Origin of the sequence: Rhodococcus sp. ACT016 (assembly GCF_050477185.1) — a bacterium.
Classification (GTDB): Bacteria; Actinomycetota; Actinomycetes; order Mycobacteriales; family Mycobacteriaceae; genus Prescottella.
Genome location: NZ_JBEAET010000001.1, coordinates 5,366,645 through 5,392,227, shown reverse-complemented (window position 1 = coordinate 5,392,227; position 25,583 = coordinate 5,366,645). Strand labels below are relative to the sequence as shown.

Here is a 25,583-nt window from a genome sequence, read left to right as displayed (position 1 = left end):
CGCTCAGAATCCGAGCCGCAACCCGCCCAGGCTGCCCAGCGAGCCGGAGCCCAGCGAACCGGAGCCATCGGTTCCGCCACCGGATTCGGCGACGTCGAGCGTCTGGGTCGGCGAGGTCGAGCCCGTCACGCCCGTGCCACCGGAGTACACCGCGTGGATCTGGTGCGGTCCGCTCTGGCCGAAGGTGTGCTCGAGCTCGGCGATCCCGTTCACCACCGCGACCGGCTGACCGATCGCGATGCCACCGTCGAAGAACTGCACCGTGCCCGGCAGCGTCGGGGCACCGGTCACGGTGGCCGTCAGCTTGAACGGGGTTCCGGCGGTGGCGGCCGTCGCCGAGGTGATGGCAACCGACGACTGTGCGTCCGTCGGGTTCGGCGCCGACACCGCCACGGTGTGCGGCGTCGACGTGGATCCGACGAATCCCGCGCCGGGCGTGAACACCGCGGTGATCGCATGCGCGCCCACCGTGGTGAACGTGTGATCCAGCGTCGCAGATCCGTTCAGCAGGGCAACCGGGCTACCGATCGCCGCACCGTTGTCCTGGAACTGCACCGTGCCTGTTGGCACCGCGGCACCGGACTGCGCCTCCACCGTCGCCGACAGCGTGGTCTGGACGCCCGTCGTCGCGGTCGCCGGAGCACCCAGCGAGGTCACCGTCGGGACGTCGACGGGCGCCGGATCGGTCACCGTGACGTTCTGAGCCGGAGCGGTGGAACCCGTGAAGCCGGGGGCACCGGAGTACACCGCCGACACCGCGAACGATCCAGCCGCGTTGAACGTGTACGGCAGGCTTGCGTGACCATTGCCGTCCAGCGCCACCGGGGCGCCCACGTCAGCACCGGCCACCTTGAACTGGATGGTGCCGCCCGAGGGAACCGGGGAGACCGACGCCGACAGGGTCACCTGCTGGCTCGTCTCCGCGGACGCGGGAGCGGTCACCGTCGTGGTGGTATCCGTGTCCGGCACAACCGGATCGGTGACCGTGACGTTCTGTGCGGTCGAAGACGAGTTCGTGAACCCGGCAGCACCCGTGAACTCGGCCGTCACCTGGTACGAGGCTGCACTGTTGAACGTGTACGGCAGGCTCGCCGCACCGTTCGCCACTGCAACCGCAGTACCAACCGGGTTGCCGTTCACCTTGAACTGAACCGAACCCTGAGCGTTCGACGGAGTCACCGTCGCCGACAGGTTCACCTGCTGGCCGGTCTCTGCACTGGCCGGCGCTGTCACCGACAGCTCCGTCTGCTGAATCGGATCGGTCACCGTGACGCTTTGCGCCGCAGCCGTCGAGCTCGTGAACCCGGCAGCGCCCGTGAACTCAGCCGTCACAGAGAAGGTTCCGGCCGCATCGAACGTGTGCGGCAGGCTCGCCGCACCATTCGCCACTGCAACCGCAGCGCCCACCGGGGCGCCGTTCACCTTGAACTGCACCGAACCCTGCGCATTCGACGGCGACACCGCCGCAGTCAGATCCACCGAGGACCCGGTGGTCGCCGAACCCGGCGCCTGAACCGTCAGCGACGTCTCCACGTCAGGATCGGTCACCGTGACGCTCTGCGCGGCCGCAGTCGCATTCGTGAACCCGGCGGCAGCGCTGAACTCGGCCGTGATGCTGTGCGAGCCGGCCGACGTGAACGTGTGCGGCAGCACCGCCTCACCATTCGCCACCGTCACCGGAGCACCGATATTCGAGCCGTTGTCCTTGAACTGCACCGAACCCTGAGCGTTCGACGGAGACACCGTGGCGGTCAGGTTCACCGACGAACCCGTGGTCGCCGAACCCGGAGCCTGAACCGTCAGCGACGTCACCACGTCCGGATCGGTCACTGTGACGCTCTGTGCGGCTGAAGTCGAGCTCGTGAACCCGGCAGCACCGGTGAACTCAGCCGTCGCAGAGAAGGTTCCGGCCGCATTGAACGTGTACGGCAGGCTCGCCGCACCGTTCGCGACTGCAACCGCAGCACCCACCGGGTTGCCGTTCACCTTGAACTGCACCGAACCCTGAGCATTCGACGGCGACACCGCCGCAGTCAGATCCACCGACGAACCCGTGGTCGCCGAACCCGGAGCCGTCAACGACAGCGACGTCTCCACGTCCGGATCAGTCACTGTGACGCTCTGTGCGGCTGAAGTCGAGCTCGTAAACCCGGCAGCACCGGTGAACTCAGCCGTCACAGAGAAGGTTCCGGCCGCATCGAACGTGTACGGCAGGCTCGCCGCACCATTCGCCACTGCAACCGCAGCGCCCACCGGGGCGCCGTTCACCTTGAACTGCACCGAACCCTGCGCATTCGACGGCGACACCGCCGCAGTCAGATCCACCGAGGACCCGGTGGTCGCCGAACCCGGCGCCTGAACCGTCAGCGACGTCTCCACGTCAGGATCGGTCACCGTGACGCTCTGCGCGGCCGCAGTCGCATTCGTGAACCCGGCGGCAGCGCTGAACTCGGCCGTGATGCTGTGCGAGCCGGCCGACGTGAACGTGTGCGGCAGCACCGCCTCACCATTCGCCACCGTCACCGGAGCACCGATATTCGAGCCGTTGTCCTTGAACTGCACCGAACCCTGAGCGTTCGACGGAGACACCGTGGCGGTCAGGTTCACCGACGAACCCGTGGTCGCCGAACCCGGAGCCTGAACCGTCAGCGACGTCACCACATCAGGATCGGTCACCGTCACGCTCTGCGCCGCAGCCGTCGAGCTCGTGAACCCGGCAGCACCGGTGAACTCAGCCGTGATGCTGTGAGCACCCGCACCGGTGAATGTGTGCGGCAGCACCGCCTCACCGTTCGCCACCGTCACCGGAGCACCGATGTTCGAACCGTTGTCCTTGAACTGCACCGAACCCTGAGCATTCGACGGCGAGACCGTCGCCGACAGGTTCACCGCCGAACCCGTGGTCGCCGAACCCGGAACCGTCAACGACAGCGACGTCTCCACATCAGGATCGGTCACCGTCACGCTCTGCGCCGCAGCCGTCGAGCTCGTGAACCCGGCAGCACCGGTGAACTCAGCCGTGATGCTGTGAGCACCCGCACCGGTGAACGTGTGCGGCAGCACCGCCTCACCGTTCGCCACCGTCACCGGAGCACCGATGTTCGAACCGTTGTCCTTGAACTGCACCGAACCCTGAGCATTCGACGGCGAGACCGTCGCCGACAGATCCACCGACGAACCAGTCGTCGCCGAACCCGGTGCGGACACCGACAGCGACGTCTCCACATCAGGATCAGCCACCGAAACACTCTGCGCGGCCGCAGTCGAGCTCGTGAACCCGGCAGCACCCGTGAATTCCGCAGTGACACTATGCGAGCCGGCCGACGTGAACGTGTGCGGCAGCACCGCCTCACCATTCGCAACCGTCACCGGGGCACCGATGTTCGAACCGTTGTCCCTGAACTGCACCGTGCCAACCGCATTCGACGGAGAGACCGTCGCGGTCAGATCCACCGACGCGCCCGTGGTCGCCGAACCCGGAACCGTCAGCGACAGCGACGTCTCCACATCAGGATCGCTCACCGTGACACTCTGAGCGGCAGCCGTCGAGCTCGTGAACCCGGCCGCGCCCGTGAAGGATGCTCCGATGCTGTGCGAGCCGGCCGACGCGAACGTGTGCGGCAGCGTCGCCACTCCGTTCACCACCGTGATCGGATCACCGATCGGCGCACCGTTGTCGGTGAACTGCACCGAACCCTGAGCATTCGACGGCGAGACCGTCGCGGTCAGATCCACCGACGTACCTGTCGTCGCCGAGCCCGGGCCCGACACCGCCAGAGAGGTGGTCACGTCCGGATCCGACACCGCCACGGACTGCGCCGCGGACGTGGAGGACGCGAACCCTGCCCCACCGATGAATTCCGCTGTGATGCTGTGCGATCCCGCAGCATCGAACGTGTGCTCGAGCGCCGCCTGGCCGTTCGACACGTTCACCGGCGAACCGATTGCCGTGCCGTTGTCCTTGAACTGGACGGTGCCGACCGCGCCGGCGGGCTGCACACTCGCCGACAGCGTGACCGGTGCACCGGTCATCGCCGACGCGGGAGCCTGCAACGTCGTCGACGTCGCGGCGTTCACCGTGACGGTCTGTGCCGACGCCGACGAGTTCACGAACCCGCTACCCGCCGTGTAGTCCGCGGTGATGCTGTGCGCACCGGACGTCGTGAACGTGTGCTGCATCGACGCCTGACCGTTCGACACGGTGACCGGGGAGCCGATGTTGGCCCCGTTGTCCTTGAACTGCACCGTCCCCGTCGCATTCTGCGGGGCGACGTTGGCCGTCAGCGTGACCGGCGAGCCGGTGAGCGCGGTACCCGGAACAGACAGCGCGACAGTCGTGTTGGTCGGCGCGTTCACCTGCACGTTCTGCGCGGCGGACTGCGACGAGTTCGCAACGGCCGTGCCGGGGAATTTCGCCGTCAGGCTCCGTGTGCCAGCCGTCGACGGCGTCCACACGAACGTGCCGACACCCGACGCATTGATCTGGCCCTCACCGAGCTTCGTTCCGCCGTCGTAGAACTCCACCGTGTTGCCCTGGGCGGCGCCGGTAACCGTCGCGGTCAGCGTGACCGACTGGCCCGTCAGCATCGGAGTCGGTACCGCAGCCAGCGTCGTGGCGGTGGCGTCCTTCGTGACCGAGATCGTCGGGCCCTTATCCGGGTACGTGCCGCTTCCCAGGCTTCCCGAGTAGTGCATCGTCGTCATCAACGGTGTCGCACGGGCACAGCTCGCAGTCACCAGGTAGTTGAAGTTGAAGGTCTGCGACTTGGGGCTGATGTTCGGGTACACCGGCCACGACCCTGTCACTCGGGTGTAGTCCGCAGCGATCTCCGGCGAACTGACACCGCCCGTGTACGTCAGACATGTCGGGTGGAGGTCCTTGACCGCCTGGATGTACTCGACCACGCCCCCTGTTCGCTCGAACTTGGTCGACACCGTGATGGTGTCACCCACCGAGGGGGTGGAGTTGCTCACCGTTCGGGTGAACTTGCTGTTGCCGTCGCTCCAGGTCACGTCCGCAGACGCCGCCCCCGCCGATCCGACGCCCACAGTCGCCGCGAAACCCGCGGCCATTGCGAAAGCACTTATTCCGCCGACTATTCGGCGCAGATCCCTGCCAACCATGCACTTCCCTCTCGACGACGACCATCGGCCGCCAACTCAACGGATCAGGTTCGACCTGGGACACTGCGCTGGAGAAATCGAGTCCAGGGCGCGCTGCAGGGCCCACGCCATTCCCCTGCAACCAAACCGCAGCCCGACTCCGCGTCTGAAATGCGGCTCGAACTCTACCGGACAAACGTCCAGATGAAGCCGGATTCGCCAGGTCCGACTGCACGAAAGGGCTGTGGCCCCTGCCGTAGGGCAAGGGGCCACAGCCTGTTTCACTCGTCAGCCGTCAGGATCCGAATCGGAATCCGCTCAGGCTGCCCAACGAGCCGCTGCCCAGCGAGCTGTTACCACCCGGCTCACCGGTCCCGGCGACATCAAGCACCTGGACCTGAGACGTCGACCCCTGCACCCCCGGGCCACCGGAGTACACCGCGTGGATCTGGTGCGGTCCGCTCTGGTCGAAAGTGTGCTCGAGCTCAGCGATCCCGTTCACCACCGCAACCGGCTGACCGATCGCGATGCCACCGTCGAAGAACTGCACCGTGCCGGACAGCGTCGAGGCACCAGTCACGGTGGCCGTCAGCTTGAACGGGGTGCCGGCCGTCGCGGACGTCGTCGACGTCATCACGACCGTCGACGGCACGTCCACCGGGTTGGGCGCCGACACCACGATCGGGCGCTGCGTCGACGTCGATCCGGCGAACCCGGGATCCGCCGTGAACACCGCCGTGATCTGATGCGTGCCTTCCGCGGAGAAGGTGTGCGCCAACGACCCGGAACCGTTCACCAGGACGACCGGCGATCCGATCGCGGATCCGTTGTCCTGGAACTGGACGCTGCCGGTCGGCACCGCAGTGCCGGTCTCCGCCTGGACCGTCACCGACAACGTGGTCTCGACCCCGGTCGTCGCGGTAGGCGGAACACCGATCACCGTCTCGGTCGCGACATCCGGGACCACCGGATCGGTCACGGTGACGTTCTGCGCAGCTGCCGTCGAGCTCGTGAACCCAGCAGCACCGGTGAACTCCGCCGTCACAGAGAAGGTTCCGGCCGCATCGAACGTGTGCGGCAGCACCGCCACACCGTTGGCCACTGCAATCGCAGTACCAACCGGGTTGCCGTTCACCTTGAACTGCACCGAACCCTGAGCGTTCGACGGAGACACCGTCGCCGACAGGTTCACCTGCTGGCCGGTCTCCGCATTGGCCGGCGCTGTCACCGACAGCTCCGTCTCCACATCAGGATCGGTCACCGTGACGCTCTGAGCATCTGTTGCCGAATTCGTGAACCCGGCAGCACCGGTGAACTCCGCCGTCACAGAGAAGGTTCCGGCCGCATCGAACGTGTGCGGCAGGCTCGCGACACCGTTGGCCACTGCAACCGCAGCACCAACCGGGTTGCCGTTCACCTGGAACTGCACCGAACCCTGAGCATTCGACGGAGACACCGTCGCCGACAGGTTCACCGCCGAACCCGTGGTCGCCGAACCCAGAGCGGACACCGACAGCGACGTCTCCACATCAGGATCGGTCACCGTGACGCTCTGAGCCGCAGCCGTCGAGCTCGTGAACCCGGCAGCACCTGTGAACTCGGCCGTGATGCTGTGAGCACCCGCACCAGTGAACGTGTAAGGCAGCACCGCCTCACCGTTCGCCACCGTCACCGGAGCACCGATGTTCGAACCGTTGTCCTTGAACTGCACCGAACCCTGAGCATTCGACGGAGACACCGTCGCCGACAGATCCACCGACGAACCAGTAGTCGCCGAACCCGGAGCGGACACCGACAGCGAGGTCACCACGTCCGGATCGGTCACCGTGACGCTCTGTGCCGCAGCCGTCGAGCTCGTGAATCCGGCAGCACCGGTGAACTCGGCCGTGATGCTGTGCGCGCCTGCGCCGGTGAACGTGTGCGGCAGCACCGCTTCACCGTTCGCCACCGTCACCGGAGCACCGATGTTCGAACCGTTGTCCTTGAACTGCACCGAACCCTGAGCATTCGACGGAGACACCGTCGCCGACAGATCCACCGACGAACCAGTAGTCGCCGAACCCGGAACCGTCAACGACAGCGACGTCTCCACATCAGGATCAGCCACCGAAACACTCTGCGCGGCCGCAGTCGAGCTCGTGAACCCGGCAGCACCCGTGAACTCCGCCGTCACAGAGAATGTTCCGGCCGCATCGAACGTGTGCGGCAGGCTCGCGACACCGTTCGTCACTGCTACCGCAGCACCAACCGGGTTGCCGTTCACCTGGAACTGCACCGAACCCTGAGCATTCGACGGAGACACCGTCGCAGTCAGATCCACAGAGGAACCGGTCGTCGCCGAACCCGGACCCGTCAATGCGAGCGACGTCACCACATCCGGATCGGTCACCGTGACGCTCTGTGCCGCAGCCGTCGAGCTCGTGAACCCGGCAGCACCGGTGAACTCGGCCGTGATGCTGTGCGCGCCTGCGCCGGTGAACGCGTGCGGCAGCACCGCTTCACCGTTCGCGACCGCCACCGGAGAGCCAATCGGCGCACCGTTGTCCGTGAACTGCACCGTGCCCTGCGCGTTCGTCGGGGTGACCGTCGCGGACAGGTTCACCGAAGAACCCGTCTGAGCAGAAGCCGGCACGTTCAACGCCAGCGAGGTCGACACGTCCGGATCAGTCACCGTGACGGTGTGCACCGCCGAGGTCGAATTCGTGAATCCACGTGCACCTGAATTGAACTGCGCGGTGATGTCGTGCGAGCCCGCCGTAGCGAAGGTGTGCGTCAGCGTCGCAACACCGTTCACCGGCGTGACCGGCGAGCCGATGTTCGAGGCGCCGTCCTTGAACTGCACCTGTCCGTTGGCGTCGCTCGGGTCAACCGTCGCAGACAGGGTCACCTGCTGACCCGTCGTCGCGGATGTCGGTGCCTGCACCGTCGTGGTCGTGGTGACCGGGTCGACGACACGGACCCACGCGCCGGCCGGATTGTTGCCCTGCCCGGTGGAGAACGAGTAGACGTCGAAGAGGAAGCCTGCGTTGTAGTCGCCGACGGCCTGCGTCTCGGGGATCTTGTAGGTGACAGCGAAGTCGACACTGTCGAGGTAGCCCTTGTTACCGAGGACCGGTACCGAGCTGCAGCCGCCTCCGGAGCAGGTTGCCTTGACGCCGGCGGTGCCCTCGTTGGTGACGGTCGACTGCTTGCTGATCGAGTTGGATTGGTACTGGAAGCCCGCGGGTGCGATTTGCCGGATCGTGGTGATGTACCGGCCGATTCCACTGCTCTTCCAGATCTTGGCGGTGTAGGTCACAGTGTCGCCCGGGTAGACGACATTGACACCCGGCTGGGCGCGGTCGACCTCGGTCCCGTTCACGGCGGACAGGCTCAGGTTCCACCTGAGATTGTCGGATGTCTTGTCGCCGGACCATGCGGGCGGCGGATCGGCCGCCAAGGCCGTGCCGGAGCCGGCCACTATCAGGCCGACTGCAGCGACGCCTGCCACGAACGGCGTCGCCAATCGGCGAAGGGTTGACAAACGCACAGATTCTCCTCGGGTAGCCCGCCCCCCGACTTGGCGGATTCGTGTCTGTACTCCACTCGACGCGTGACATTAGTCGCTATCAGATCGTTCCGGACATGGTTCTGGTCAATCGTCCAATTACTTCTTCGTTCGAGGTAGTCCTGGCACTGCCAATCGATTGGTCGCAGAACGGCCTCAGGCGAGGCCCCGCCTCCATGAGGAGACGGGACCTCGCCTGATTGATCAGCTACTGCCTACGAACCGAAGTTCAGTCCGCCCAGCAGGTCCTTGAGGATTGCACCCAGGTTACCGAGGCTGCCGAAGCCGCCCGAGTTGCCACCGGAGACCTGGACGGTCTGCGCGCTCGAGGTCGAGTCCGCAACGCCCTGGCCGCCACTGAACACAGCATGGATGTTGTGCGCACCCGACTTGGTGAACGTGTGGTTCAGCGTCGCCACACCGTTGACCACCTGCGCTGCGTCCCCGATCGGGGTATTCCCGTCGAAGAACTGGACCGTACCGGTCACGGCCGCGTCACCCGCGCCCGTCACCTTGGCCGTCAGCTGCACCTGCGAACCGGCAGTTGCGGTGGCCGGCACCGTCACGACGGTGGCCGTCTCGACGTCGACCGGGGTCGGCTCCGTCACGACGATCTGCTTGGCATCAGCAGTGGATCCACTGAATCCGGTTGCACCACTGAAGGTTGCGGTGATGGTGTGCGTGCCCGGAGTGGTGAACGTGTGGTTCAGCGTGGCAACACCGTTGGTCACCTGAGCCGAGCCGATGGAGGCACCACCGTCGAAGAACTGAACGGTGCCGACACTCGCAATGGCGTTCTCGGTGCCGTTGTCGTAGACCGTGGCAACCAGATCCTGCGCCTCATCGGTCTTCGCGTTGCCCGGGACGTTCAGGATCGTCGTCGTGGCCGCATCCACCGGAGTCGGATCCGACACTGCCACCGTCTGAGCCGACGCGGTCGACGCCGTGAACCCGGTCGCACCCGAGTAATCCGCAGTCACCGCGTACGAGCCGGCCGCATTGAACGTGTACGGCATGCTCGCATGACCCGAACCATCAACGTTCACCGGCGCACCCACAGCATCACCGGCAACCTTGAACTGCACCGTGCCACCGGTCGGAACCGGAGCCACCGTCGCCGACAGGGTCACCTCAGCGCCCGTCACGGCCGACGCCGGAGCGGACACCGTCGTCGTGGTCTGCGTATCCGGGACAACCGGATCCGCCACAGTCACGGTCTGCGCACCCGCAGTCGAACCCGTGAAGCCAGTCGCACCGACGAACTCAGCCGTGACGCTGTGCGAACCCGCAGCCGCAAACGCATGCGACAGCGTCGCCGCACCGGACGCCACCGTCACCGGCGAACCGATGTTGGTGCCGTTGTCCTTGAACTGCACCGTGCCCTGCGCATTCGCGGGAGTCACATTCGCAGTCAGATCCACAGCCGTGCCGGTCTCCGCGTTCTGCGGAACCGTCAGCCCGAGCGTGGTCGCCACATCGGTCGGAGCCGGATCCGACACCGCCACCGTCTGAGCCGACGCGGTCGACGCCGTGAACCCGGTCGCACCCGAGTAATCCGCAGTCACCGCGTACGAGCCGGCCGCATTGAACGTGTACGGCATGCTCGCATGACCCGAACCATCAACGTTCACCGGCGCACCCACAGCATCACCGGCAACCTTGAACTGCACCGTGCCACCGGTCGGAACCGGAGCCACCGTCGCCGACAGGGTCACCTCAGCGCCCGTCACGGCCGACGCCGGAGCGGACACCGTCGTCGTGGTCTGCGTATCCGGGACAACCGGATCCGCCACAGTCACGGTCTGCGCACCCGCAGTCGAACCCGTGAAGCCAGTCGCACCGACGAACTCAGCCGTGACGCTGTGCGAACCCGCAGCCGCAAACGCATGCGACAGCGTCGCCGCACCGGACGCCACCGTCACCGGCGAACCGATGTTGGTGCCGTTGTCCTTGAACTGCACCGTGCCCTGCGCATTCGCGGGAGTCACATTCGCAGTCAGATCCACAGCCGTGCCGGTCTCCGCGTTCTGCGGAACCGTCAGCCCGAGCGTGGTCGCCACATCGGTCGGAGCCGGATCCGACACCGCCACCGTCTGAGCCGACGACGTGGAGCCGGTGAAGTTACCGGTAGCGGTGAACACCGCCGTGATGGAGTGCGAACCGGCCGACGTGAAGGTGTGGTTCAGGCTGGCCGCGCCACCCGAAACCTCGACCGGGGAGCCGATGTCGGTGCCGTTGTCCTGGAACTGGACCGAGCCCGTTGCCTCACCGGGCGCGACGTTGGCCGTCAGCGTGACCGGCGCACCGGTCTCCGCGGTGGCCGGAGCCGACAGGGTCGTGGTGGTCGACGCCTGCGAGGCAGCGATCGTGATCGTGGCGAGCGGACCGGCGCCGGAATTCAGCGGGCCCTTGTTGTCGCTCGGAATGCACCGGGTCGGCGCCCACTGGGTGCCGCCCAGGAACGAGGCCTTCGCCAGCGAGGTGCTGAAGTTCTGGTCGTTGCCGTAGGACGACGCGGAGCCTGCCAGACGCACCTTCGGCTGGATGACGCCGGATGCGCCCGCAGTGACGGTGATGTCGACGGCGGGCAGCTGGTACCAGGTGTCGCCGGCCGAGTTCGTCGAACCGTCGAGGTTCTTCTTCGACTTGGGGACCCGGATGCCGCCCTCACTGTTAGTGGAGTTGCTTCCGCCGTTGCCGATCACCTCGTTGTTGCCCGAGAGCCGGACGATGGGGCCTGCCGCGTTGTCCACGGCGCCGGCCTCACTGACACGCAGCACGTTCGGCGCGGTGTTGTCGAGGCCGACCGCGGTACCCGGGACGATGGCGGCGCTCACGAAGGTCGCGTTGTCGGGAATCGCATAGTCGTACTTGAGCCGGGAGAGGTTGGTCGTCGTCGCACCCGAGTCCGAGTTCGGGTACGAGGAGGCGTTGGGCTGGATGCGGTAGGTGAAGGTCTCACCCGGCGCCACCGACGCCGGCGCATCGACCGTCATCGACGCCCCGACCTGCTTGTCGACCGTGAGGACCGATTTGGCCTGGCACGAGCTGGTGAAGTTGGTGACCGTGGTGTCCGCGTTGGCCGGGGCACCGACCAACATCACACCGGTCACCAGCGCTGCGCCCGTGATCGGGGCGGCACACCGTCTGATTAATGGATTTTGCATGCACCACTTCCTTGTAAGAAGTTGCGGATGGGGGGAGTTGGAATCCGCAGAGGTCCGGACACCATAACGAGCGGATCACGTCCCTGTATCGCTTTTGCCAATCTAACGTCCATATGTAGCTGAAGATTTGCTGACGCGGATTAGAGGCTACCCGCGAGTAGCATCCACTCGAGGGCGCCCCTGTCTAATAGGACAGCTGTCTACGATCGTTTACCTGGACTAATCGCATCGATGTAAGCCGCGGTTCGCAGCGCAAGCCTCACCCGAAATTTTCACCCTCGGATTAGCCCTATCGCCGTGAACGCGCGCAGAACCCGGCGAAACCAGCGCATCGACGACCCGTCACGGAAAAGCAAGCAGACCGCGAAACGCCGAATTCGAACGAACCTCACCTAACGATTGACTGGCTCGGCGGATTCGTCGGAACAGTATTCTGAAATTGATTCCAGTATTGCGCGGGGGTTCCGTCGCAAGGCGCCGAACCGACCGAACCTTGCGGACTCCCCGGGTCCCGGTACCGTCCGGTGCGTGTCAACCGAACGCCAGCGCACCTACACCTGGAATGATCCCGCCCCCATTGCGGAGGCCAACCGCAATCTCAGCGGACTCGACTTCGTCCGCGGACTCGTCGACGGCACCGTCCCGCACCATCCGACCGCGAGCACGCTCGGGTTCCGCGTCACCGACGCCCGCGAGGGGTTCGTCGAGATCACCGCCGAACCAGAGGAGTGGCACTACAACGCGGTCGGCAGCGTCCACGGCGGCGTCATCGCCACGATGATCGACACCGCGATGGGCTTCGCCGTCTCGAGCACGCTGCCCGCCGGCGTCCACTACACGACGCTCGACATCACCGTGCGCTACATCCGCGGCGTCAAGGCGAACGGCGGATCCATTCGTGTGCACGGCTTTTCGGAGCACACCGGCCGAACCACCGCGACCGCCCGGGCCGAGGTCCGCGACGACCAGGACCGGCTCCTGGCGACGGCGTCGACCACCTGCCTGATCCTGCGCTGACCCCAGAAACGCGTCGGCCGAATGTCACATGCGGTCAGTCCAACTGAACGCATGTGACATTCGGCCACAGAAGCGGGGAACTACGGCGCGGTCAGCACCTCACGCCCGACGAACGGGACGAGGGCAGCCGGGACGCGCACGGAACCGTCGGCCTGCTGGTGGTTCTCGAGGATCGCGACAAGCCAGCGCGTGGTGGCGAGGGTGCCGTTGAGGGTTGCGGCGATCTGCGGCTTGCCGTTCTCGTCGCGGTAGCGCACGTGGAGACGACGCGCCTGGTACGTGGTGCAGTTCGACGTCGACGTCAGCTCGCGGTACTGCTGCTGCGTGGGAACCCATGCCTCGCAGTCGAACTTGCGGGCCGCGGACGAACCGAGATCGCCGCCGGCGACGTCGATGACGCGGTACGAGAGCTCCATCGCGTCCAGCATGTCGCGCTCCCACGCCAGCAGACGCTGGTGCTCGGCGTCGGCGTCCTCCGGCTTGCAGTACGTGAACATCTCCACCTTGTCGAACTGGTGGACGCGGATGATGCCACGCGTGTCCTTGCCGTAGCTGCCGGCCTCGCGGCGGAAGCACGACGACCAGCCCGCGTACCGCTTGGGGCCGTTCGACAGGTCGAGGATCTCGCCCGAGTGGTAGCCGGCCAGCGGCACCTCGGACGTGCCGACGAGGTACAGGTCGTCGTCGGCCAGGTGGTACACCTCGTCCGAGTGCTGGCCGAGGAAGCCGGTGCCCTGCATGACCTCGGGGCGCACCAGCACCGGCGGGATCATCATCGTGAACCCGTTGGCCATCGCCTTCTGCGCCGCCAGCTGCAGCATGCCCAGCTGGAGCATCGCGCCGAAGCCGGTGAGGAAGTAGAACCGCGAGCCCGACACCTTCGCGCCGCGCTCCATGTCGATCAGCCCGAGCGACTCACCGAGCTCGAGGTGATCCTTGGGCTCGAAGTCGAACGTCGGGATCTCGCCGACGGTCTCGAGCGTGATGAAGTCGTCCTCGCCGCCGGCGGGGGCACCCTCCTGCACGATGTTGGAGATCGCGCGGTGGGCCTCGTCCAGCCGGGCCTGCGCCTCGTGCTGCTCGGCCTCGGCGTCCTTGACCTTCTGCGCCAGTTCCTTCGAGCCCTCGAGCAGTGCGGGACGCTCCTCGGGGGACGCCTGCCCCACCTTCTTGCCGAACGCCTTCTGCTCGGCGCGCAGCGTGTCGCCCGCCAGGATGGCGGCGCGGCGGGATGCGTCGGCCTCGAGCAGTGCGTCGACCAGACCGGGGTCTTCGCCGCGGGTGCGCTGCGAGGTGCGGACGGCGTCGGGGTTCTCGCGAAGGAACTTGAGGTCAATCACGACCACAAACCCTACTTGGTGACGCCGCGCTCACTCCGGGTGCTTCCCCAATATCCGCAGATAGTCCTCGCGTCCGAACATGCGTGCGGCATCGAGCGCCGACGGCTGGCCGGCCTCCGCGTCGGCTCCGGCGGCCACGAGCGCGGCCACCACCGCGTCCTCCCCCTTGAACACCGCACCGGCCAGGGGCGTCTGCCCGCGGTCGTTCGCGCGGTTCACGTCGGCGCCGCGCTCGATCAGCGCGTGCACCGCGTCGGCGTGCCCGTGGTACGCCGCGAGCATCACCAGCGTGTCTCCGCTGTCGTTCGTCAGATTGACCGGCACCCCGGCGTCGACGTACTGCGCGAGCGTGGCCGCAACCCCCGTCCGGGCCATGTCGAACAATCGACCGGCCAACTCCTGCACGTCGCTGTCGGGCGGCGCGGGACGTTCCTCACTCATGCCGCACGAACCTACGCGGAAACTTCGGCATCTGCGTCCGTTGAAGGCATTATGGACGGGATGTCCGTGGATGAGACCGAGCCGAACTCGCAGCCGACAGCCGAGTCGGCACCGCAGCCGGAACGGCGCCGACACCTGTCTGCGCCGGTCACCCGGCGTGCACTCGCGCTCGTCGCGATCGGGGCGGTGTTGGCCGCGATCGCCACGGTCTTCGTATCCGGCGGGTTCGACCGCGGCGACAATCTGCCCACTCACACCGCGAGCGTCGGGCCGCAGCCGACGGGCGCGGTGGCCGGCGAGGCATTCGGGTCGGCGACGACAGGCGACTGCCTCACGTGGTCCGAATCCGATGCCAGCGACCTCGAGAAGGTGGACTGCGGCAAGGCGCACCAGTTCGAGGTGGCCACCGACGTGGACCTGAGCCTGTACCCGGGCATCGAGTTCGGGCCCGGCTCCAAGTTCCCGGGCGTGCTGCGGTTCTCCGAACTGCGCGACGAGCAGTGCGCGCCCGCCGTCAACGCCTACCTCGGCGGCCGCTTCGATCCGAAGGGCAAGTTCAGCGTCGGCCTGATCAACCCGGGCGAGGCCGGCTGGGCCGCAGGCGAGCGGACCATCCGCTGCGGCCTGCAGTTCTCCGGTGTCACCGGCGCCCTGCTGCCCATCCAGGGCCGGGTCGCCGAGCAGGACCAGTCGAAGGTGTGGGACGTGGGCACCTGCATCGGCATCAACCAGAACGTGCCGTCCGATCCGGTCGGCTGCGGTCAGCCGCACGCGTTCGAGGTGGTCGGCGTGGTCGACCTGGCCAGCCAGTTCCCCGGCGGCATGCCGTCGGTCGAGGACCAGGACAAGTTCCTGGAGAAGGCGTGCACCGACGCCGGCAACGGCTACCTGGGCTCCCCCGACACGCTCCGCGACAAGACCCTCACGCTGTTCTGGGACAACCTCGATCTCGACAGTTGGCTCGTCGGCAGCCGCAAGATCAACTGCTCGATCGGCAAGGAGGTCGACAACAACGGCTTCGCGACGATCGTCGGCAGCGCCAAGGGCGACATCCTGATCAACGGCCAGGCACCGGTGCCGCCGCCGCCGGCGCCCGAGGGCCGTTCCGTGCCGACCCCGCTCCCCGGCGCGGCGCCGCTCCCCCCGATGGGAGGGTGACGTGTCGGTGACCATGACGGAGGCTCGTTTCGAGGAGCTGGTCTCCGAGGCGCTCGATCTCATTCCGCAGCAGCTCGCGGCGGCGATCGACAACGTCGTCGTGCTGGTCGAACCCCGCAACGACGAGGAGCCGACGCTGCTCGGGCTCTACCACGGCATCGCGCTGACCGAGCGCGACAGCCACTACGGCGGAGCGCTGCCCGACACCATCACGATCTACCGCGACGCGATCCTCGACGTGTGCCACAGCGAGGACGAGGTGGTGCACGAGGTGATGGTGACGGTCATCCACGAGGTGGCCCACTACTTCGGCATCGAAGAGGACCGCCTGCACGAGCTCGGCTGGGGCTGAGCACCCACACCGGATTTTCGTCGGTTTCATGTGGAACCGACCGGCCTCCTCCGGCGTCAAAGCAATCAGGAACGAGTTTCGCGAAGCCCGCTCCGGTTGCCACCGACCCCGAGACGAGGAGTTCACCGCCATGTCGGATCACGTGTTCGTCGAACCCGACGTCCTCCTCGCGGCGGCCGCGGAACTCGACACGCTGGCCGCTCGCCTGCAGTCGACACTGACCGCGGCCACCCCCGCCCTCAACGTGGCGCCCTCCGGATCCGAGGAGGTGTCGGTGCTGGCGGCGGGCTACTTCAACCGGCTCGCGGGCAGCTTCGGCCCGGCCGCCACCCAGGGCATCCAGGAACTGACCACGGCCGCGGCGATGCTCCGTGCGCAGTCCGCCGCGTACCGGGACGAGGACCACACCTTCGGTGCCTCGCTCGCCGCCGGCATGTGATCCGCCTGCAAACCGCTCGGCCGAACTCTCAGCAGAACTGAGGAGGAACGCATCATGACCATCGGTGTCACAGGCGTCGTCTGGATGCCTCGCGGCGCAACCGTCAACTCGACCACACTCAGCGCGGGCGCCGGCCCGGTACCGCTCAGCGCCGCCGGTCCGGCCTGGACCGCGATCGCGGAGAGCTTCGTCGACGCCGGTGCGACGCTGGCCCGGGTCATGGAGGAACTGCGGACCGGATGGGAGGGCGTGGCCGCGGACGCCGCGCTCGCCAGGATCGCCCCGTTCGCGACGTGGACCGAGCAGACCGCGACGCTCGCCGCCGAAACCGCCGCCAAGGCATCCACCGAGGCCGCCGCGTACACCACCGCGGCGCTGGCCATGCCGAGCCTGCCCGAGATCGCCGCGGTCAAGACTGCCAAGACCGCCGCCTACACCACCGGCGGTGTGCTCAACGGCACCGCGGCCGCGACCGAGGCCGCCGACCGGGCGATGGACATCCGCGCCGGCCTCGTCATGGAGGGGTACGAGGCGGCGTCGAGCGTGCTCGCGACGCCCGAGACCTTCACGCCCCCGCCGCCGCTCACCAACGGCGCGACCGCGGGCCTCGAGTCCCGCGACAGCGGCGACGTCGCCCGGCGCAACCTCGAGAACGACTTCCGTGCCGACCCGGTCCGCACCATCGCGGCCGCCGCCACCGCATTCGCGCAGAACCCGGCCGTTGCGACCGCGGCATCGCAGGTCGGCACCGTCGCCGGCACGGTGTCCAGCGCGACCTCCGCCGCCGCCAACTTCGGCGGCGCGGTCCTCGGTGGGGTGGGCGCCGGGTCGCCCGCGCTGATGGGCATCCCCGAGGCGCCGGTGTCCGGCGGCGGTCACGGGGCCACGTCCGGCGGACGCGCCGGCGGGTCGGGCGGGTCGGGCGGAGCAGTCGCCTCGCGGGCCGCGGGCGTCGTCGGCGGCGGCGGAGCCCACGCGGCACTGCCCGACGGCTGGGCGCAGGCCGGTCAGCTCGACGGTTCCGGACACCGCGGCGGTGTCGCCGGCTCCGCGGGCACCGGCCCGGGTGCCGGGGCCTCCGACGCGGTGCGCGCGGAGACGACGGCGGCAGCCGCCACCCGAAACACCCCGATGTCCGGCACCCCGGTGGGCGCGCACCGCGGCGCCGTCGACGCCGGCGAGGACGTCCGCGCCACCCCCGGCTACCTGCGGAACTTCGAGCACTTCACCGACGGGCGCACCGTGATCCCCTCCGTGATCGGGGCTGATCTGCCCGAGGACGGGCGGTGATCGACTTGGGGATCGAACCGATCGGCACGACGCTGCCGCCGACGACCCTGCACGTCGACGAGATCGACCTGCTCGTACACCTGCTCGACATCGACGTGCTGCCGGTCGTGCTCGACGCCGCTCCCCGCTTCGACTCGCGTCCCGCGCGCGACGCGGTGTTCCGTCGCGCCCACGACCGCCTCGCCGGCGCCGGCCTGGTCGACGGCATCGCGGTCCACCCCGACCTGGCCCGGCAGTTGCGCACCCTCGCCCGCCCGCGCGGCGAGATCGCGGTGCGCAAGTACGTCGACGGCACCGTCCATCGGGCGTGCCTGGCCCTCGACCCGGACCGGACCGGGGCCGTGCTGGCCCTCCGCAGCGGCGACGCCTTCACCGTCCAATGGCTGGAGCGTGACGTCGTCGGTCCGGTCGCGCACGCACTCGGCGCAGCCCATCCGCTGAGCTTCGGCGTCGTCAACTGTCCCACCGCCGACCTCGGCGCCGCGCTGGACCGGATCACCGATCCGCAGAGAGCTGCCGATCACCTTGTCGCGGTGGGGGTTGCGGCCGCGGAGGCCGCCGTCGTCGGGCCCGCGTTCGCCGCCTGCCCGATCTTCACCGAGATCGTCGGACTCGTCCACGAGGACGGCAACCCCGGAGTGGTGCGCGGCCCGGTCACCGTGTTCGACACCGCCGCCGGCCGCGTCGTCGGCACCACCAGCGTCGCCACCGACGGCGTCCGGTGGACGTCGCTCAGCCCCGGCACCCCGGGTCGGCTGCGGCAGGCACTCGAAGGGCTGCTCGCACAACTCGATTGAGCGATCAACCCATCGGGTCGTCGGCGGCCTCGGTCGCCTCCTCGTCGAACCACGGCCGCTTCGGGCTCGCGTCGAACGGCGGGTCGTAGGTGCCCCACCGCGCGCACTGCCAGCCCGCGGCGGTGGGCACGAGTTCCACCGTCGAGGTGTTCTCGAGGTGCCGGTCGGCGGCGAACGCGCCCGGCACACCGGCCAGGTAGGCGGCGACCAACCGGATCGCGGCGCCGTGACTGACCACCACGACATCGCCCGCACGGCCGCCGTCGAGGAACTCGGACCTCAGCGAATCCACCACCGGCACATAGCGTTCGATGATGTCGAGACCCGACTCGCCGCCCGGGATCCGCGCCGACAGGTCCCCCGAGTGCCACGTGTGGAACACCTTCGCGAACATCTTGTGCGACTCGAGATCCGAGCGGTCCTCGAGCTCCCCGGCCTGCGCCTCGTGCAGACCCTCCCGCACCTGCAGTGCGATCCCCGACGCCGCCTCGACGAACCCGGCGGTCTCCCGCGCGCGCAATGCCCGCGACGACACCAGCGCGGCCGGCGGGCGCGACGCGAGGAGGTCGCCGAGCGTCCGTGCCTGCGTCCTACCGAGTTCCGTCAGCCGGGCACCGGGTAGCCGGGTGTCGAGCCGACGTTCGACGTTCGCCTCGGTCTGCCCGTGCCGGACCAGGATCAGTCGGCCGCTCACGCGTTCTCCTCTCCGCGGCGCAGCCGTTCGAGCCACGCGGTGTCGTCGACGTCGGGCATCGGGGCGCCTCCGCCCGGGACGGCCGACGGCCACGACCCGAGGAAGCGGACGTCGCTGAATCGGTGCAGCGCCTTGAGCGCCTCCGCGACCAGCCCGTCGTCGATGTGTCCGACGCAGTCCAGGTGGAACAGATAGGTACCGAATTCCTTGCGCGTGGGCCGGGATTCGATTCGAGTGAGGTCGATGCCGCGGGTCGCGAACTCGGTCATCGCGCGCACAAGCGAACCCGGGACGTTGTCGAGGTGCAGCACCACGCTCGTCCGGTCGTTGCCGGTCCGGGCGGGCGCGGGCCCCGGCCTCGTCACCAGCACGAAACGGGTGCGGGCGCCCTCGTAGTCGGCGACACCGGACGCCAGCGGGACCAGCCCGAGACGCTCGCCGGCCAGCGCGGTGGACACACCGGCGTCGGCGATCCCGGCCGCAACATCTTCTGCCGCACCGGCGTTCGACGACGCCGGCTCGACCCGCGCGTTCGGCAGGTGGGTGTCGAGCCAGCCCTGCACCTGCGCGGTCGCGACCGGGTAGGCGCGGACGGTACGGATGTCGTCGAGGCCGGTGCCGGGGCGGGCGACGATCGTGAAGGAGACCTCGAGTTCAGTCTCGGCCATGATCTGCAGCCGGTCCCCGAGGGCCAGCGCGTCCATGGTGGGACGGATCGAACCCTCGACCGAACTCTCGATCGGGACCACCGCGCCGTCGGCCTCGCCTCGTCGCACCAACTCCAACGCGGCGGGCTGGCTCGAGGCCGCGATCCGCTCGACGTCGCCGTCGAACGTGCCGGCCGTCTCGAGCTGGGCGAGGGCCATCTCGGTGAAGGTCCCACTGGGTCCGAAGTACGCGATACGAGGCACGCCTACGAGGTTACGCAATCGCACCGACCACACTTCCGAGATCGGTTCCGGTTCCGTTACGGCGTCGGCTACAGCAGTCCGGCGTCGACGAGCGCGCGATCGACCTGTTCCGGGTCGTCGACCTCGATGCCGAGCAGCACACCGCGCACCGCCTCGGCCGCCTCGGGGATCAACGCCGCGAGGGCGGCCGCGTCCGGGGTGGCCAGGGCGGCGCGGACGTCGTCGCCGCGCAGCGCCGCAACGGTGCCGGCGAGCAGGGACAGCACCTCGGCGCCGTCGCGCGCCCGCGCGACGAAGCCGACGGACGTGTGCGCGAGCACCCCCAGGAAGTCGGCGACCGCGTCGACCGGCTGCCCGGCAACGAGCCCGGGGCTGTGACCGGCGTCGGCGAGCACCTGAGCCGTCTCGGCAAGCGTGCCGGCGTCGGGGCCGTCCGGGGTGACGAATACCGCGACGGGGGCGGGCAGCCGGAGACGGATCGCGTCCTCGACCTGCTCCGCGGTGCAGTGCACGTGGTAGCGGAGCGCCCGGTGTTCCACGGCGTCGGCGAGATCGTCCGGGTCGACGTCGAGTTCGACGACGACCGCTCCGGCGTCGGCGTCGGTTCCGACAGCGCCGGTGAGGATCGAGGCGGCGACGATCTGCGGCCCGGTGGTTACGGCGTCCCGGGCTTTGCCCGGGACGGCGGCATCTCGCCGCTGGTGAAGCAGCCCCTCGACGAGCGGCTGGGCCGCCCGGTCGCGGGACGCGGGAAGAGTCGGCATCGACAGCGAAACAGGAATCGACACACCACCACGTTAGCCCGAGCCGCCTCGGACCCGTCCCCCCCCACGCCGAGGGGTTGCCGCCACCGACCCCAGGAATTAGCTTAGGTTTACCTCAGTTAGACGCAGGTTCGGTTTCGCGTCCCGACCCCGAAGGAAGCCGCCATGACCCGCACCACCCTCGGACCGTCCACCGCCGAACGGATGCGCAGCGCCAGCGCCCGCGCGACGGACGCCGTACTGGGCATCGCCGGCAGCGACCCGGTCGCCACCACGCTGCACCACCTGCGCAGCGACGGCACCGCCGTCCTCGCGACGCCCATGGACTGCGCCGCGGCGGCCCTCGCGTGGCAGGCCGGACCGGGCGGGCTGCCCGCCGTCCTCGAACTCACCGATTACGCGCCCCTCGCGCTCCGCGAACCCGTCCGGTCGCTCGTGTGGCTGCGCGGCACCCTCACGGCCGTCTCCGGGCGCGGCGAGCGCGACCTCGCCGATGCCGTCGCGGCCGAGCACCCCCACCCGGCGCTGCTCGACGTCGGGCACGGCGCCACGCTGCTGGTCCTGGGTCTCGAGTCGGCCGTCGTCGCCGACAGCAGCGGCGCCGAGGCCGTCACGGTCGACGACCTCCTCGCCGCCGAACCCGACCCGTTCTGGGACGTCGAGAACTCCTGGCTGCAGCACCTCGAGGAGGACCACTCGGACCTGGTCGCGATGCTCGCCCGCCGCCTGCCGTCGGCGCTGCGCACCGGCCGGGTGCGCCCGCTCGGCATCGACCGGTACGGGGTGCGGTTGCGGATCGAGGCCGTAGCCGGCGACCGGGACGTGCGGATGGACTTCGCCGAACCCGTCGACGACGCGCTCGAGCTCAGCCGCGCCCTGCGGGTCCTCGTCGGCTGCCCCTTCGTCAACGGACTGCGCACGCGGCCCTGACCTGGAATTTCTCGCGCACCAGGAATCAGTGCACCGCCTGGAGCGTTCTACCGATGAGACCGAGATCGCAGTAGGCGACCTCGAATGGATCGGAAGTTCGCTCGACATGACTGCCGCTATGCCTCGTCGTGCCTCGGGCGGTACCCCACGTCGCAAGGCGGAGTACCGACCGCCCAAGACGATGCTTGTCGACCCGCGGTTCGAGACGCTCGCCACCCAGTTCTTCCACTTGTTCCACCGGGCCCGCGACGGCGGCGGCGCGTTGGCCGTGTACCTGTACGGCAAGCCTGTCCTCGACGTGTGGGCCGGATGGGCGTCCCCGATCCGCAAGTGGGACTCCGACACCGTCACGCTGTCGTTCTCGACCGGCAAGGGTGTCGCCAGCACGGTGCTGCACCGCCTCGCCCAGCGCGGCCTGATCGACTACGACACCACGGTCGCGTCCTACTGGCCCGAATTCGGCGAGGCCGGCAAGGAATCGATCACCGTCCGCGAACTGCTCAGCCACCGCGCCGGTTTGCACCGCATCCGCGGCCTGGTTCCGGGCCGACTCGCGCTGCTCGACCACGACCGCGTCACCGCCGCGCTGGCGGCGTCCGTGCCGGATCCGCGGCGCACCAAGATGCCCGGCTACCACGCCGTCACCTACGGCACGCTGATCGCGGAGTTGACGACGCGGGTGTCCGGCAAGCCGTTCACCGAACTGGTCCGCACCGAGGTCGCCGAACCGCTCGGCATCCCCGAGTTCTGGTTCCAGGTCCCCGAATCCGAGAAGAACCGCATCGCGAAGGTGTTCCCCCACATCAACCCGTTCGGGGTGCCGTGGGGCCTGACGTCGCTGACGCTGTCGCTGGTGCCGCACCTGCGCGACATCGCCGACGCCGGTATGCCCGAGGGCTTCGACATGCTGGTCCGCGACCCGTCGATCCACGACTTCGTGATGCCCGGCTGGAACGGGGTGTTCAGCGCCCGCGCGCTGGCCCGCATGTACGCGGCGTTCGCGAACGACGGTGTCGTCGACGGTATCCGGTTCCTCGAACCCGACACGATTGCCCAGCTCAGCGAGGTGCAGACCCGGGCCCGCGACTACGTGCTCGGCATCCGGATGAACTGGCGGCTCGGCTACCACGCCGCCCTCGTCGCCGCCCGCACCCAGCACTCGGGTGCCTTCGGGCACTACGGCATGGGCGGATCTGGCGCCTTCGCCGACCCCGACTCCGGCCTGTCGGTGGCGTTCGTGACGAACCGGTTGGGCAATGCGCTCACCCCGTTCGCCGACCTGCGGCTGCCGAACCTCGGCGCGAAGGCCGAGTCCCTCGCCCAGCACATCTGACGACGATTCCGTCTAGCGTCGGCGGGGTGATCACCCGCACCACCGTCGACTCGTGGCTCCGGCCCGTCTCACCGCCGCCGTCCGAGCCGCCGCTCGACGCCCGCGAGCGGCGGGCCCTGTGGTTCGAGGTCACCATCGTCCTGTTGGTGACGTTCGGGCTCAACGGCATCTACAGCATGCTCTCGCTGCTCGAGTCGGCGCTCCAGCCGGGCGGGCTGTCCGAGCAGGCGGTCGCGCTCAACCCGTCCCGGTCGACGCAGTCGTACATCGACCTGGCCCGGCAGCTGCTGGGCGTCGTCAAGCTCGCCGCGTGGGGGGCGCTGGGCCTGTACCTGCTGTGGCGCAGCAATCTCGGACCCACCCGGATCGGTCTCGGCCGGATGCGGCGGCGCGACGCGGTGCTGCCCGGCGTCGGGCTCGCGGCACTGATCGGGCTGCCCGGGCTGGCCTTCTACCTGGCCGCGGTCGCGCTGGACATGAACCTGACGGTCATGGCGAGCACCATCGACGACCACTGGTGGCGGCTGCCGGTGCTGGTGCTGTGGGCGATCGCGAACTCGGCGGCCGAGGAAATCCTGGTGGTGGCCTACCTGATCTCGCGGCTGCGGCGGCTCGGCTGGAGCGAGAACTCGTCGCTGCTGGCGTCGGCACTGCTGCGCGGCAGCTATCACCTCTACCAGGGCCTCGGCGGTGGTCTCGGCAACGTACTGATGGGCCTGATCTTCGGCCGCTACTGGCAGCGCACCGGAAAACTGTGGCCACTGGTGATCGCACACGCCCTGATCGACACCGTCGCATTCGTGGGATACGCGCTGCTCCGCGGGCACCTGTCGTGGCTGCCGTGACCCGGGTCGTCGGGATCGCACGTATTCTCGGACCGTGAACGGCGAGACCCCCGACAGACGTCAGCCGGGCCCGCCGCACCGCGGTCGGCCCCAGCCCCCACGCAACGGCCCCCTCCCTCCGCGGCACAACGCTCCCCCACCGCCACGTCGCGGTGGGCCGCGCCCGCCGCACGGCGCCGAGGGCACCCAGGTCATCCGCCGCGACGGCCGTCCCGGCGGCCCCGCCCCGCAGCCTGCGCGCGCGTGGTCGCAGGCTCCCGAGCCCAAGTCCTGGTCGCAGGCCCCGGACGGGCCACCACGGCCCACCGGTCACGCGCCGACGCAGACGCCGCGCCCGTACGCGGAGCCGCGGCGCGTCCCGCCGCCGGCGCCGCCGCGCGGGCCCCAGCCGCCGCGCCCGGCGGCCGCGCCCGCCGAACCCCCGAAGCAACGTCGGCCCCGCAAGCGGGGAACGTGGCTGCGTCGCGTCGCGCTGACGCTGGTGGTGCTGCTGGTCGCGTCGATCGGCGGCGTGGTCTACCTCGACACCAAGCTCAACCGCGTCGACGCGCTCGCCGACTACCCCGGCCGCGTCGCCGACACCCCGGGCACCAATTGGCTGCTGGTCGGCTCGGACAGCCGCGCCGGCCTGACCGCCGAGCAGGACCGCGCACTCGCCGCCGGCGGCGACATCGAAGGCAAGCGCACCGACACGATCATGCTGGTGCACATTCCGAAGAGCGGCGCCACGACGATGGTGTCGATTCCCCGGGACTCGTATGTCAACATCCCAGGCATCGGCCGGGGCAAGATCAACGCCGCGTTCGCGCAGCCCGACGGCGAGCAGTTGCTGGTCCAGACGGTCGAAGAGGCCACCGGGGTGCACATCGACCACTACGTGGAGATCGGCTTCGGCGGTTTCGCGGGCATCGTCGACGCCCTCGGCGGCGTGAACATGTGCGTGCCCTACCCGATCGACGATCCCCTCGCGGGCATCAACCTGCAGGAGGGCTGCCAGGACCTCTCCGGTCCGCAGGCCCTCGGCTTCGTGCGCAGCCGCGCGACCGCCCTCGCCGATCTGGACCGGATGAACAATCAGCGCGCGTTCATGGCCGCGCTGCTGAAGAAGGCCACCTCACCCACGACACTGATCAACCCGCTGCGGTTGTGGCCGATGATGACGCAGACGGCCAATTCCCTGCAGGTCGGCAGTGGCGACCATCTGTGGAATCTCGCCGGGCTGGCTTGGGCCCTTCGCGGCAAGATGGTCACCACGACCGTGCCGGTCGGCGGATTCGAGATCGTCGACGGGTGGGGCGACGTTCTGTTGTGGGATCGAGAAAAGGCGAGCGAATTCTTCGATGCGCTTGCAAATGATCGGCAGATTCCGCAGACCCTCGTGACCGGCACACCGTGATACTCGTCGCTGTCCCGACATTGCCGACACTGTCGTGGCATTACGGGCGGTAGTGTTCC

The 25,583-nt window shown here is 68.7% G+C and carries 18 protein-coding genes; 10 read left to right on the top strand and 8 right to left on the bottom strand.

The features are described from left to right. Window positions 1–3: 3 nt before the first annotated feature. The 3 genes from ACQ5DX_RS24710 to ACQ5DX_RS24700 all read right to left on the bottom strand — a co-directional run bounded on the left by ACQ5DX_RS24710 (window position 4) and on the right by ACQ5DX_RS24700 (window position 11,817). Complete coding sequence (locus ACQ5DX_RS24710) at window positions 4–5,073, bottom strand: beta strand repeat-containing protein (RefSeq protein ID WP_430335106.1); 5,070 nt, start codon at window positions 5,071–5,073, stop codon at window positions 4–6. Window positions 5,074–5,398: 325 nt separating this feature from the next. Then, a complete protein-coding gene (locus ACQ5DX_RS24705) occupies window positions 5,399–8,632 on the bottom strand; it encodes a beta strand repeat-containing protein (RefSeq protein WP_430335105.1) in 3,234 nt (1,077 codons plus the stop codon). A gap of 233 nt (window positions 8,633–8,865) precedes the next feature. Beyond that, window positions 8,866–11,817 (bottom strand): beta strand repeat-containing protein, encoded by a 2,952-nt coding sequence (locus tag ACQ5DX_RS24700; RefSeq protein WP_430335104.1) that lies wholly within the window; start codon window positions 11,815–11,817, stop codon window positions 8,866–8,868. A 528-nt stretch (window positions 11,818–12,345) separates the two neighbouring features. On the opposite strand from ACQ5DX_RS24700, the gene ACQ5DX_RS24695 reads away from it, so the two are divergent. Continuing rightward, window positions 12,346–12,834 (top strand): PaaI family thioesterase, encoded by a 489-nt coding sequence (locus ACQ5DX_RS24695; RefSeq protein WP_430335103.1) that lies wholly within the window; start codon window positions 12,346–12,348, stop codon window positions 12,832–12,834. An 80-nt stretch (window positions 12,835–12,914) separates the two neighbouring features. On the opposite strand, the gene serS is transcribed toward ACQ5DX_RS24695, so the two are convergent. Together serS and ACQ5DX_RS24685 are read right to left on the bottom strand one after the other, a co-directional pair. Continuing rightward, on the bottom strand, window positions 12,915–14,174 hold the full coding sequence (gene serS, locus ACQ5DX_RS24690; protein WP_430335102.1) for a serine--tRNA ligase: 1,260 nt from the start codon (window positions 14,172–14,174) through the stop codon (window positions 12,915–12,917). A gap of 30 nt (window positions 14,175–14,204) precedes the next feature. Then, the gene (locus ACQ5DX_RS24685) at window positions 14,205–14,615 is read right to left on the bottom strand and encodes an ankyrin repeat domain-containing protein (RefSeq protein ID WP_430335101.1); all 411 of its coding nucleotides are present in this window, start codon (window positions 14,613–14,615) and stop codon (window positions 14,205–14,207) included. A 60-nt stretch (window positions 14,616–14,675) separates the two neighbouring features. On the opposite strand from ACQ5DX_RS24685, the gene ACQ5DX_RS24680 reads away from it, so the two are divergent. The 5 genes from ACQ5DX_RS24680 (at window position 14,676) to ACQ5DX_RS24660 (ending at window position 18,651) form a co-directional block, all read left to right on the top strand. Beyond that, window positions 14,676–15,773, top strand: coding sequence for a septum formation family protein (locus ACQ5DX_RS24680; RefSeq protein ID WP_430335100.1), 1,098 nt, complete (start codon window positions 14,676–14,678; stop codon window positions 15,771–15,773). A 1-nt stretch (window position 15,774) separates the two neighbouring features. Further along, window positions 15,775–16,125: a metallopeptidase family protein gene (locus tag ACQ5DX_RS24675; RefSeq protein ID WP_430335099.1), complete on the top strand. Its 351-nt coding sequence runs from the start codon at window positions 15,775–15,777 to the stop codon at window positions 16,123–16,125. A gap of 130 nt (window positions 16,126–16,255) precedes the next feature. Beyond that, window positions 16,256–16,564, top strand: a complete 309-nt coding sequence (locus tag ACQ5DX_RS24670) for a PE family protein (RefSeq protein ID WP_430335098.1) — start codon at window positions 16,256–16,258, stop codon at window positions 16,562–16,564. A 54-nt stretch (window positions 16,565–16,618) separates the two neighbouring features. After that, window positions 16,619–17,854: a PPE domain-containing protein gene (locus ACQ5DX_RS24665; RefSeq protein ID WP_430335097.1), complete on the top strand. Its 1,236-nt coding sequence runs from the start codon at window positions 16,619–16,621 to the stop codon at window positions 17,852–17,854. After that, complete coding sequence (locus tag ACQ5DX_RS24660; RefSeq protein WP_430335096.1) at window positions 17,851–18,651, top strand: ESX secretion-associated protein EspG; 801 nt, start codon at window positions 17,851–17,853, stop codon at window positions 18,649–18,651. Before ACQ5DX_RS24665 ends, ACQ5DX_RS24660 begins: the two co-directional genes overlap by 4 nt. 4 nt (window positions 18,652–18,655) lie before the next feature. Here ACQ5DX_RS24660 and ACQ5DX_RS24655 read toward each other — a convergent pair whose 3' ends face one another. From ACQ5DX_RS24655 to ACQ5DX_RS24645, 3 genes are all read right to left on the bottom strand, one after another. Continuing rightward, complete coding sequence (locus tag ACQ5DX_RS24655) at window positions 18,656–19,345, bottom strand: histidine phosphatase family protein (protein ID WP_430335095.1); 690 nt, start codon at window positions 19,343–19,345, stop codon at window positions 18,656–18,658. After that, window positions 19,342–20,256, bottom strand: a complete 915-nt coding sequence (gene pheA / locus ACQ5DX_RS24650; protein ID WP_430335094.1) for a prephenate dehydratase — start codon at window positions 20,254–20,256, stop codon at window positions 19,342–19,344. Before pheA ends, ACQ5DX_RS24655 begins: the two co-directional genes overlap by 4 nt. A gap of 68 nt (window positions 20,257–20,324) precedes the next feature. Then, a complete protein-coding gene (locus ACQ5DX_RS24645; protein ID WP_430335093.1) occupies window positions 20,325–21,044 on the bottom strand; it encodes a hypothetical protein in 720 nt (239 codons plus the stop codon). A gap of 141 nt (window positions 21,045–21,185) precedes the next feature. Between ACQ5DX_RS24645 and ACQ5DX_RS24640 the strand changes: the two genes are divergently transcribed. The 4 genes from ACQ5DX_RS24640 (at window position 21,186) to ACQ5DX_RS24625 (ending at window position 25,524) form a co-directional block, all read left to right on the top strand. Then, on the top strand, window positions 21,186–21,950 hold the full coding sequence (locus tag ACQ5DX_RS24640; RefSeq protein WP_430335092.1) for a DUF2470 domain-containing protein: 765 nt from the start codon (window positions 21,186–21,188) through the stop codon (window positions 21,948–21,950). Between the two features lie 118 nt (window positions 21,951–22,068). Next, complete coding sequence (locus tag ACQ5DX_RS24635; protein ID WP_430335091.1) at window positions 22,069–23,283, top strand: serine hydrolase domain-containing protein; 1,215 nt, start codon at window positions 22,069–22,071, stop codon at window positions 23,281–23,283. A 26-nt stretch (window positions 23,284–23,309) separates the two neighbouring features. Further along, window positions 23,310–24,128: a CPBP family intramembrane glutamic endopeptidase gene (locus ACQ5DX_RS24630; RefSeq protein ID WP_430335090.1), complete on the top strand. Its 819-nt coding sequence runs from the start codon at window positions 23,310–23,312 to the stop codon at window positions 24,126–24,128. Between the two features lie 34 nt (window positions 24,129–24,162). Then, entirely contained in the window at window positions 24,163–25,524 is a 1,362-nt protein-coding gene (locus ACQ5DX_RS24625; RefSeq protein WP_430335089.1) for an LCP family protein, read from the top strand. Window positions 25,525–25,583 lie beyond the last annotated feature (59 nt).